The 10,534-nt window shown below is 66.8% G+C and carries 8 protein-coding genes and 2 pseudogenes; 5 read left to right on the top strand and 5 right to left on the bottom strand.

What is annotated here, in order from left to right:
• The 5 genes and pseudogenes from HMPREF2716_RS01205 to HMPREF2716_RS01185 all read left to right on the top strand — a co-directional run.
• A pseudogene (locus HMPREF2716_RS01205) lies at positions 1-677 on the top strand (sodium:solute symporter); the annotation flags it as partial.
• Between the two features lie 55 nt (positions 678-732).
• Complete coding sequence (gene speB / locus HMPREF2716_RS01200; RefSeq protein ID WP_003104498.1) at positions 733-1,689, top strand: agmatinase; 957 nt, start codon at positions 733-735, stop codon at positions 1,687-1,689.
• A 52-nt stretch (positions 1,690-1,741) separates the two neighbouring features.
• Entirely contained in the window at positions 1,742-2,704 is a 963-nt protein-coding gene (locus tag HMPREF2716_RS01195; RefSeq protein ID WP_003128540.1) for a LysR family transcriptional regulator, read from the top strand.
• Between the two features lie 112 nt (positions 2,705-2,816).
• Positions 2,817-3,788, top strand: coding sequence for a GGDEF domain-containing protein (locus HMPREF2716_RS01190; RefSeq protein WP_003104500.1), 972 nt, complete (start codon positions 2,817-2,819; stop codon positions 3,786-3,788).
• Between the two features lie 612 nt (positions 3,789-4,400).
• Positions 4,401-5,783 (top strand): OprD family porin, encoded by a 1,383-nt coding sequence (locus HMPREF2716_RS01185; protein WP_003084265.1) that lies wholly within the window; start codon positions 4,401-4,403, stop codon positions 5,781-5,783.
• Positions 5,784-5,917: 134 nt separating this feature from the next.
• Here HMPREF2716_RS01185 and aguA read toward each other — a convergent pair whose 3' ends face one another.
• The 5 genes and pseudogenes from aguA to HMPREF2716_RS01160 form a co-directional block, all read right to left on the bottom strand.
• The gene (gene aguA, locus HMPREF2716_RS01180; protein ID WP_003118139.1) at positions 5,918-7,024 is read right to left on the bottom strand and encodes an agmatine deiminase; all 1,107 of its coding nucleotides are present in this window, start codon (positions 7,022-7,024) and stop codon (positions 5,918-5,920) included.
• A gap of 85 nt (positions 7,025-7,109) precedes the next feature.
• Complete coding sequence (gene aguB, locus HMPREF2716_RS01175; protein ID WP_003111119.1) at positions 7,110-7,988, bottom strand: N-carbamoylputrescine amidase; 879 nt, start codon at positions 7,986-7,988, stop codon at positions 7,110-7,112.
• 162 nt (positions 7,989-8,150) lie between these two features.
• On the bottom strand, positions 8,151-8,816 hold the full coding sequence (locus tag HMPREF2716_RS01170) for a TetR/AcrR family transcriptional regulator (protein WP_003107783.1): 666 nt from the start codon (positions 8,814-8,816) through the stop codon (positions 8,151-8,153).
• Positions 8,817-8,876: 60 nt separating this feature from the next.
• The gene (locus tag HMPREF2716_RS01165; RefSeq protein ID WP_003107781.1) at positions 8,877-9,938 is read right to left on the bottom strand and encodes a polyamine ABC transporter substrate-binding protein; all 1,062 of its coding nucleotides are present in this window, start codon (positions 9,936-9,938) and stop codon (positions 8,877-8,879) included.
• A gap of 255 nt (positions 9,939-10,193) precedes the next feature.
• Positions 10,194-10,534 (bottom strand): annotated as a pseudogene (locus HMPREF2716_RS01160) (glutamine synthetase); the annotation flags it as partial.

The following is a 10,534-nucleotide window of genomic DNA, read 5'->3' as shown; positions in this document are numbered from 1 at the left end:
TCGGCCAGGACATCTGGCAGCGGGTGTTCACCGCGCGCAGCGAGACGGTGGTGCGCTACGCCGGGCTTGGCGCCGGCGTCTACTGCATGCTCTACGGCGCCGCCTGCGCGCTGATCGGCGCGGCGGCGCGGGTCCTCCTGCCGGACCTGGCGGTGCCGGAGAACGCCTACGCCGAGATCACCCGCGAGGTACTGGCGCCGGGCCTGCGCGGCCTGGTGGTGGCGGCCGCGCTGTCGGCGATCATGTCCACCGCCAGCGGGTGCCTGCTGGCAGCGGCCACCGTGCTGCAGGAAGACATCTACGCGCGCTTCCTCCGCCCCGGTACCACCAGCGACATCCGTCTGAGCCGTTGCATCACCCTGCTGATGGGCGTGGCGATGCTGGTCCTGGCGTGCCTGGTCAACGATGTCATCGCGGCCCTGAGCATCGCCTACAACCTGCTGGTCGGCGGCCTGCTGGTGCCGATCGTCGGCGCGCTGCTGTGGCGCCGGGCCAGTCCGCAGGGGGCGATCGCCAGCATCGTCGCCGGTTGCCTGGCGGTGATCGCCTGCATGGCCCGCGACGGCCTGCTCGCCAACTCGCCAATCGTCTACGGCCTGCTGGCCAGCCTGGCGACCTTCGTCGCGGTCAGCCTGGCTACCCGTCCTGCCGCCAGCCTGCGAGCCCAGCCGGAATGAACCCACCGCGCCGGGCGGCGCCCGGCGCTTTCTTCCCGCCACACGGAGACGCCCCATGTCGAACGACCATCCGCAGCCCCTCGACGCCGCCGAGATTCCACGCTTCGCCGGCATCCCGACCTTCATGCGCCTGCCGGCGTTCACCGACCCGGCGGCGCTGCAGGTCGGCCTGATCGGCGTGCCCTGGGATGGCGGCACCACCAACCGCGCCGGTGCCCGCCATGGCCCGCGCGAGGTGCGCAACCTGTCCAGCCTGATGCGCAAGGTGCATCACGTCAGCCGCATCGCGCCCTACGACCTGGTGCGGGTCGGCGACCTCGGTGATGCGCCGGTGAATCCCATCGACCTGCTCGATTCGCTGCGCCGCATCGAAGGCTTCTATCGCCAGGTCCATGCCGCCGGTACCCTGCCGCTGTCGGTCGGTGGCGACCACCTGGTGACCCTGCCGATCTTTCGCGCCCTGGGTCGCGAGCGGCCGCTGGGCATGGTGCATTTCGATGCGCATTCCGATACCAACGACCGCTACTTCGGCGACAACCCCTACACCCACGGCACGCCATTCCGCCGGGCCATCGAGGAAGGTCTGCTCGACCCGCTGCGCACGGTGCAGATCGGCATTCGCGGCTCGGTGTATTCGCCGGACGACGACGCTTTCGCCCGCGAGTGCGGCATCCGCGTGATCCACATGGAAGAGTTCGTCGAACTGGGCGTCGAGGCGACCCTGGCCGAAGCTCGGCGGGTGGTGGGCGACGGGCCGACCTATGTGAGTTTCGACGTCGACGTGCTCGACCCGGCCTTCGCGCCTGGCACCGGCACCCCGGAGATCGGCGGCATGACCAGCCTCCAGGCCCAGCAACTGGTCCGCGGCCTGCGCGGGCTGGACCTGGTCGGCGCCGACGTGGTGGAAGTCTCGCCGCCGTTCGATGTCGGCGGCGCCACGGCGCTGGTGGGGGCGACCATGATGTTCGAGCTGCTCTGCCTGCTTGCCGAGTCGGCCGCGCGAAGCGCCTGACGGCGTTCCGCCGGCCTGGCTTTGGCGCTATAACGAAGGCGGACCGAACGCCATGGGGGCGGGAATGCTGGGCAACCTCAACGACATCGACCTGCGCATGCTGCGCACCTTCTGCGCCATCGTCGAGGCCGGCGGCTTCACTGCCGCCCAGGCGCGCCTGAACACCAGCCTGTCGCGCCTGAGCGTGCTGGTGCGCGACTTGGAGGTGCGCCTGGGCTATTCCCTGTGCCGGCGCGGCAACGGCGGTTTCCAGTTGACCGAGGAGGGGCAGGAGCTCTACGACGCCGCGCTCGGCCTGTTCAGCGACATCGCCCGTTTCCGCGAGCAGGTCCGCGGCCTCGGCGGGCGCGATCGCGAGGCGTTGCACCTGGGCTGCGTCGATGGCGTCATCGGCCAGCATTGCCTGCCGTTGCCGCTGGCCATCCGGCTGTTTCGCCAGCGCGCCCCGGAGGTGCTGCTCAAGCTGCACACGCGGCGTCCCGACGAACTCGAACACGCGGTGCTGGAAGAGCGCCTGCAACTGGCGGTGGGGGCCTTCCACCACCGGTTGTCCGGGCTCTACTACCAACCCCTGTTCCGCGAGGAGCAGAACCTCTATTGCGGCAGCGCGCACCCCTTCTTCGCCCGGGCGGACGACGAACCGGCGCTGGACGAGATCTGCGCCGCCGACTATGTCGGCCGCGGCTACATGGCGGAAAACCACCGCCCGCACGACCTGCGCTTCAACCAGGGAACCGACGCCTACACCATGGAGGCCATCGCTACCCTGGTCTTCAGCGGCACCTACATCGGCTACCTGCCGACGCACTATGCCGCCACCTGGGTCGCCGAAGGGCGCATGCGGGCGATCCGGCCACGGCAACTGGCCTACGACTCGGAATTCCATTGCATTACCCGCCAGGGACACGAAGAACGACCGACCCTGACCCTGTTCCTGCGCTCGCTGTTCGAGGCGCAGAAACAATTGGGCGTGCAGGCTCCGGCGAATACGAACGGCATCGCTCGGCAATTGTGATCGAGCGCACTGGCTGGAGCCTTTCCCTGCCGTTCGGCGGGCATTTCTGTATCGCCGCGACCCCTGCGCTAAGTTGGCGGTCGAACCCGTTCCGCGAGCAGAGCGACGATCCATGGACGACCTAACCGGCATTCCCGAAGACCCGCAGGAGGCCGCGCTGGCCTTGCTGCACAGCCGTGCCGAAGTGGCCCGGCTGAAGGAGCGCGAGCAACTCTTCAGCGCCTTGCTGGCCAGCGTCAACTCGGTGCTCTGGGCCTACGACTGGCAGAACCGGCGGATGGTCTACGTCAGCCCCGCCTACGAGAAAATCTTCGGCCGTTCCGCGGCGCTGCTGCTGGCGGACTACGAGGAGTGGCGCAACAGCATCTACCCGGACGACCTCGACTACGCCGACAGCAGCCTGCTGCAGGTGCTCGAACGTGGCGCCGTGGAACAACGCGAATACCGCATCGTGCGCGGCGACGGCGAGGTCCGCTGGCTCAACGACAAGTGCTTCGTCAGTCGCCAGGGCGAGGCGGGACTGCCGCTGATGGTGGTGGGCATCGCCGAGGACATCACCGACAAGAAGCACATGGAGAGCGAGCTGCAACGGTTGGCCACCACCGACGTGCTGACCCAGAGCAGCAACCGTCGCTATTTCTTCGACAGTGCCGAGGCGGCCTTCAAGGAGTGTCGCCGCGAAGGGATACCGTTGGCGTTCCTGCTGCTGGACGTCGATGACTTCAAGAAGATCAACGACCGCTTCGGCCACCAGGTCGGCGACCAGGTCCTCCAGCGTATCGCCCAGAGCGGCAGTGCCGCGCTGCGCCGTGGCGACCTGTTCGGGCGGATCGGCGGCGAGGAGTTCGCCGTGCTGCTGCCCGGCTGCGACGAGCAGACCGCGCGACAGATCGGCGAACGCCTGCAGCGCGAGGTGCAACGCCTGCGCTTCCAGGAGGGCGAGCACAGCTTCGGGATCACCGTCAGCCAGGGCCTGACGGTCCTCCAGGCCGATGACGAGGGACTCGGTGCCCTCTACAGCCGGGCCGACGCCGCGATGTACTCGGCCAAGCGCCAGGGCAAGGACTGCATCGTCGTGGGCTGACCGCTGGGCAAACGTTTCCGTTTTGTCGACGGCGCCACGGAATACCTCTTTGGGGAGGCGACCGGCAGGTCGCGGCTGCGGTACAATATTCCTTAAAGCTATTAAATATGAATAATTAATTCTTTTTAGGTTTATTGCGGATATTTTACTGTTTATTACCCACGCGCTATAAAGCGCGGGAAATAACGAATTCTGAAACGTGGCGGTAACTCGCCAGAAAGGAAGCTGTAATAGGCGGTTTTCTGCCGACACCCTTCGGCCCGTCAGCCGGGAGAAGGGCAGGAAGCCCGAGAGGACGCGAAGGCGGAGCCCGATGGAAAGATTGGCTTACAAATTGCCTTCACTGGCGGTGGGTCGAGACACCCGCCGCACAATAACAAGACACGAGTACGCCCATGCACACGCTTCCGTTCGCTGCCTCCCTGCCTGCTTGCCTGCCCCGTCGTTCCATCGTCGCGGGTTGCGCCGTTTCCTGATCCATCGAATGCCGAGTTTCGCGCGCGCCATCTTCCGGGATGGTACGGCGCTCAGTGTTTCAACGACCGGTCGGGCCCACGCGTTCCACTTCCCCCGACCGGAAGACAATTAGCAATACCAATGGGGAAAAGACCAATGAAGAGTCGCAAGATCAACAAGTCACGACTGGCCCTGGCCATCACTGCCGGTACCCTCGGTGCCCTGGCGCAACAGGCGGTCGCCGCCGGTTTCATCGAGGACAGCAAGGCATCGCTGACCCTGCGCAACTTCTACATCAATACCGACAACCGCAATGGCACCGCCTCGCCGAGCAAGCAGGAAGAGTGGGGCCAGGGCTTCATCCTGAATTACCAGTCGGGCTTCACCCAGGGCACCGTCGGCTTCGGCGTCGACGCGCTGGGCCTGCTCGGCGTGCGCCTGGACGGCGGCGGCCGTGCCGGCAAGAGCGGCCTGGACCGCCAGCCGGGCACCGTGTTCCCGCTGGAAAGCAACGGCGAGCCGGTGCACGACTTCGCCAGCCTGGGCCTGACCGCCAAGGCCAAGGTGTCCAACACCGAGTTCCGCTACGGCACCCTGCAGCCGAAGCTGCCGGTGGTCACCTACAACGACGGCCGCCTGCTGCCGGTCACCTTCGAGGGCGGCCAGGTCACCTCGACCGACCTCAAGGACTTCACCCTGGTTGCCGGCCAACTGGAGCACTCCAAGGGCCGTAACTCCACCGACAACCGCAGCCTGAGCATCGCCGGCGCCAACGGCAGCAGCGCCAGTTCGCGCGACAGCAACAAGTTCTACTACGCGGGCGGTGACTACAAGGTCAACAAGGACCTGACCCTGCAGTACTACTACGGCAACCTGGACGACTTCTACAAGCAGCACTTCCTCGGCCTGATCCACAACTGGCAGATTGGCCCGGGCGTCCTGAAGACCGACCTGCGCGCCTTCGACAGCAGCTCCGACGGCAAGAACGGCAGCCGTTCCGGCCGTGCCGACGGCTACGTCAGCAGCGGCTACTACGGCAGCGGCGTGACCAAGGGCGAAGTCGACAACCGCGCCTTCAGCGGCCTCTTCACCTATACCGTCAGCGGCCACAGCATCGGCGCCGGCTACCAGATCCTCAACGGCGACAGTGACTTCCCGTTCCTGAACCGTGGTGATGGCGAAGGTTCTACCGCGTACCTGATCACCGACGTGCAGATCGGCAAGTTCCAGCGTGCCGGCGAGCGCACCTGGCAGGTCCGCTACGGCTACGACTTCGCCACCGTCGGCGTGCCGGGCCTGACCTTCAATACCATTTACCTGAGCGGCGACAAGATCAAGACCGCCCGCGGCGACCAGAGCGAGTGGGAACGCGATATCTCCCTGGCCTACGTGATCCCGGACGGCACCTTCAAGGGCCTGGGCTTCACCTGGAAGAACGCCTCCTTCCGCAGCGGCCTGCCGGCTGCCGGTTCGAGCAACAACCAGCGCGACCAGGACGAGAACCGCCTGATCGTCAGCTACACCCTGCCGCTGCTGTAAGCTCCGGCCGGACAGGAAAAAGCCCGCGTCCTCCTGGAGGACGCGGGCTTTTTTCATTCATGGCGCCACTCGGCGTGCCGGGCCGGCCAGGGCGAACAGCGCCGCGGCTGGCCATCCGCCCTGCGGGATGCCCGTCAGGCCTTGCGCGGCGCCGGTTGCTGCTGGGTGATGCAATGGATGTTGCCGCCGCCGAGGAGGATCTCGCGCCCCGGGACCATCACCACCTCGTGCTCGGGGAACACGCGCTGGAGGATCGCCCTGGCCTCGGCGTCCTTGGGATCGTCGAAGCTCGGCGCGATGATGCCGCCGTTGACGATCAGGAAGTTCACGTAGGAGCCGGCCAGGCGAATGGAGGGATCGCGCGGCTGGCTGCCCTCGACGATATCCACGCCGTCGCACTCTTCCTGGGTCGCGTACAGCGGGCCGGGGATCGGCATCTTGTGTACCACCAGCTTGCGTCCCTTGGCGTCGCGGCTTTCTTCCAGCACGCGGAGGGCGGCCTGGCAGCGCAGGTAGTTCGGGTCGTCCTGGTCGTCGGTCCAGGCCAGCAGCACCTCGCCGGGACGCACGTAGCAGCAGAAGTTGTCGACGTGGCCGTCGGTCTCGTCGTTGTAGAGGCCGTTCGGCAGCCAGATGATGCTCTCCACCGCAAGGTAGTCGCGCAGGGTCCGCTCGATCTCCGCCTGGCTCAGGTGCGGGTTGCGGTTGTGGTTGAGCAGGCATTCCTCGGTGGTGATCAGCGTGCCTTCGCCGTCGACGTGGATCGAGCCGCCCTCGAGGACGAAGTCGTCGGTGCGGTAGCGGGCGCGCCGTTCGATCTCGAGGATCTTGCGTGCCACCTGGTCGTCGCGCTGCCAGGGGAAGTACAGGCCGCCTTCGAAGCCGCCCCAGGCGTTGAAGCCCCAGTCGACGCCGCGTACATCGCCCTTGTCGTCGATGACGAAGGTCGGGCCGGTGTCGCGGACCCAGGCATCGTCGCTGCTGATTTCCACGACGCGGATGTTGCCGTCGTCGAGGCGTGCGCGCGCGTTCTCGTACTGCCCGGCGCTGGCGCAGACGGTGACCGGCTCGAAGCGCGCGATGGCCTTGGCCACCGCGGCGAAGGCCGCCTGGGCCGGCTTGCCGCCGTTGCGCCAGTTGTCCGGGCGTTCCGGCCAGACCATCCAGGTCTGCTCGTGGGGTTCCCATTCGGCGGGCATGCGGAAGCCGTCGGCGCGTGGGGTGCTGGTCGGGTTGCTCATCGCTGCTCCTGAAATCGTTGCTATGCGCGGCGGACGCCGGCGCGGAATGCGCGGGGCGTCCCCGCGCGGATCGTTTCCCGAGGCCTCACGACTCCAGCGAACCGTCCAGGGTCTTCAGCGGACCGTAGAGGTTCGGCCGGCGGTCGCGGAACACGCCCCAGGCGCTGCGGGTGCGCTCCAGCGCATCGAGGTCGAAGGTGTGGACAAGGATACCTTCCTCGGTGCGGTTCAGCTCCTCGACTTTCTCGCCGAACGGGTCGGCGATGAACGAAGAACCATAGAAGGTGATGTCGTAGCCATCCTGCTCCTCGCGGCCGATGCGATTGGAAGCCACCAGCGGCATCAGGTTGGCTCCGGCATGGCCTTGCTGCACGCGCTGCCAGTGATCGCGCGAGCTGATGCTGGCGTCGTGCGGTTCGCTACCGATGGCGGTCGGGTAGAACAGGAGTTCCGCGCCGAGCAAGGCCATGCTGCGCGCCGATTCGGGGAACCACTGGTCCCAGCAGATACCGACGCCGATCCGTGCGTAGCGGGTCTGCCAGACCTTGAAGCCGGTGTCGCCCGGATTGAAGTAGTACTTCTCGTGGTAGCCCGGGCCGTCCGGGATGTGGCTCTTGCGGTAGACCCCGAGGTTGCCGCCATCGGCGTCGATGACCGCGATGCTGTTGAAGCGGGCGCGCCCGGCGCGTTCGAAGAAGCTGATCGGCAATACCACCTGCAACTCCCGGGCGAGGGCCTGGAAGTGGGCGATGGCGGCGTTCTCCTCGACCGTGGTGGCCAGCTGCAGGTAGTCCGGGTTCGGCTTCTGGCAGAAGTAGGGGGTCTCGAACAGTTCCTGGATCAGGATGATCTGCGCACCCCTGGCGGCGGCCTGGCGCACCAGTTTCTCGGCGCGGGCGATGTTCGCCGGACGATCCCAGGAGCAGGCCATCTGGGTGGCGGCGACGGTGACGTTGCGGGTCATGGAGCACCTCGTGTGCTGGCTCGGATGGCTGCCGGGCTTGGCGGCGGCCGGTTGTGGGTCGGGCGGGCGGGAACGGGGTGTCGCGCCCGATCGAGTGATGGGCGGATTTATATCCGATAAAAATCGGACTGTGAAGCGGTTTAAGAGGGTATTATGGATTTTCTATCGATTTAAATCGGATATAAATCCGGATAATGGTTCGCTACGCTTTTCCAGGATCGGCGGCAGGTAGAGCCCCAGGTAGGCGTCGAACACCCGCATGCCTTCTTCCGCCAGGCGTGCGTCGATGATCCCGTGACGCTGGACCGACAATGCGTAGACGCGATCGCCTAGCTCCATGGCCAGGCTGAAGATCTCGATATCGGTCGGCAGCGGTGGCAGCAGGAAATGCCGCTCGAACAGGGCGCGCATGGCCTGGCCGAGTTGCACGTCATGCTGGCGATCGGCCTGGGTGACTTCGGCCAGGCCGTGGCTGGCGAGAATCAGTTGGCGGGCCGCCGCGTCGCGGGCGTAGACCGCCAGCATGCGCTCCTCGACGATCCGCGACAGGTCGCGCCAGCAGCGCAGGCCTGCATGGTCCACCGGCTGTTCGAGGCACGCGCGGAAGGCGGCGTGGACCTCGCCGGTCAGCCCCTGGAGCAGGGCCGGCACGCTGGGGAAGAAGTGGTAGACCGACGATGGCGGCATTTCCGCGCGTTCGGCCACGCTATAGATGGTCAGGCCGCCGATGCCTTCGTCGGCGAGCAGGCCGCGGGCGGCGTCGAGGATCGCGGCGATCCGGGCCTGGCTGCTGGCGCGGGGCTTGCGGGTGGACGAGGTGGGCTGCATGGCGGGTCTCCGGGCGTGAGCGGCTATTGGACGCCAGCTCACGCGACCGGGGCAAGCCGCTCAGTGGCTGGCGCCGCGGAAGGCCTTCCAGATCTCGTCGACCACCGGCCGGAGTTTTTCCGGCGGCGTTTCCAGGGCGAACAGGCGGCGGCTGGTGTCGCGGTCCGGATACAGGCCCGGTTGCTGGCGCAGGGCGGGATCGAGGAAGCCGGCGGCGTCGGCGTTGCCGCTGGGGTAGAGGGTGGCGGCGGTGATCTGTGCGGCGATCTTCGGTTGCATCAGGTAGTCGATGAAACGGTGCGCCTCGCGTGGATGCTGGGCGCCGGCCGGGATCACCAGGTTGTCGATGAACAGCACCGAGCCTTCCTGCGGTACCTCGAAACTTACCGGCTGGCCCGCCTTGGCCGCGCGCAGGGCGTCGCCGACCCAGGCCATGGCCAGGCAGAGGCGACCGCCTTCGAGGTCGGCGATGTAGCGCTCGCTGTCGACGTAGCGCAGGTTCGGTCGCAGTCCGTGCAGCGCCTCGGCGGCGCGGCGTACCTGGCTCGGCGCAGTACGACCGAGGTTGCGGCCCTGGTAGTTGAGGAGGATCGCCAGGGTTTCGTCCGGCGCGTCCAGCAGGCTGATGCCGCAGCTTTTCAGGCGCTGGCTCTGGCTGGCGTCGAACAGCAGGCTCCAGCTGTTGGGCAGCGGCCCGCCATAGGCGGCTTCGGCCTGCGGGGTATTGATGGCCAGGCCTACGGCACCCCATAGATAGGGGACGGCGTGGCGATTGTCAGGATCGACCGCGGCCAGTTTGCTCAGCAATTGACGGTCGAGATGGCTGCGGTTGGGCAGCTGGGTGAAGTCCAGCGGCCGCAGCAGGTTGTCCTTCAGCAGGGCCGGCAGGGTGTCGTGGGAGGGGACGGCGACGTCGATCGCCTCGCCACTGCGCAGCGCCTTGTCCAGTTCCTCGGCGGTGGCGAAGGTGTGGTACTCGACGCGGATGCCGGTGTCCTTCTGGAAGGACTCGAGCACCTGCGGGTCGATGTAGTCGTTCCAGTTGTAGACGCGCAGGGTCTCCTCGGCCTGGGCCAGCCAGGGTGCGAGGGCGAGGAACAGCAGGGCGGAAAGGCGGGGCATGGAATCTTCTCGCTGGACGGAACGGAGCGGACGATGGTGCCGGAGCCAGGCGGCAGAGGCATTGATGCAGGCCAGCATCGAGTCTGGCGGGAGGCGTGGCGGCAGGCTGTGCCGTGGCGCACATTTCCCGGTTCCGAGAAAAGGACCGGGGCGGTTTCCCAGACACAGACGCCCCCGCGTTGAGTGTCTGCGAAACCGCCCCGGATTTCGCTGCGTACGGCGCCGGCCCAGGACCGGCGCGCCGATACCGCTACCTCAGACGGTATGCAGGTACCAGTTGTACTCGAGGTCGGAGATCGAGTGCTCGAACTCCTCCAGCTCGCTTTCCTTGCAGGCGACGAAGATGTCGATGTACTTCGGGTCGATGTACTTCGCCATGATCTCGCTTTCGTCCAGCTCGCGCAGGGCGTCGCGCAGGTTGTTCGGCAGGCTCGGCTCCATCTGCTCGTAGGAGTTGCCTTCGATCGGCGCGCCCGGCTCGACCTTGTTGGTCAGCCCGTGATGAACGCCTGCCAGCACCGCTGCCAGTAGCAGGTAGGGGTTGGCGTCGGCACCGGCCACCCGATGTTCCAGGCGTACCGCGTCCGGGCTGCCGG

Source organism: Pseudomonas sp. HMSC076A11 (assembly GCF_001810205.1).
Lineage (GTDB): Bacteria > Pseudomonadota > Gammaproteobacteria > Pseudomonadales > Pseudomonadaceae > Pseudomonas > Pseudomonas aeruginosa.
Note: the sequence above shows the minus strand (reverse complement) of the source record. Positions and strands in the feature narration are given on the sequence as shown.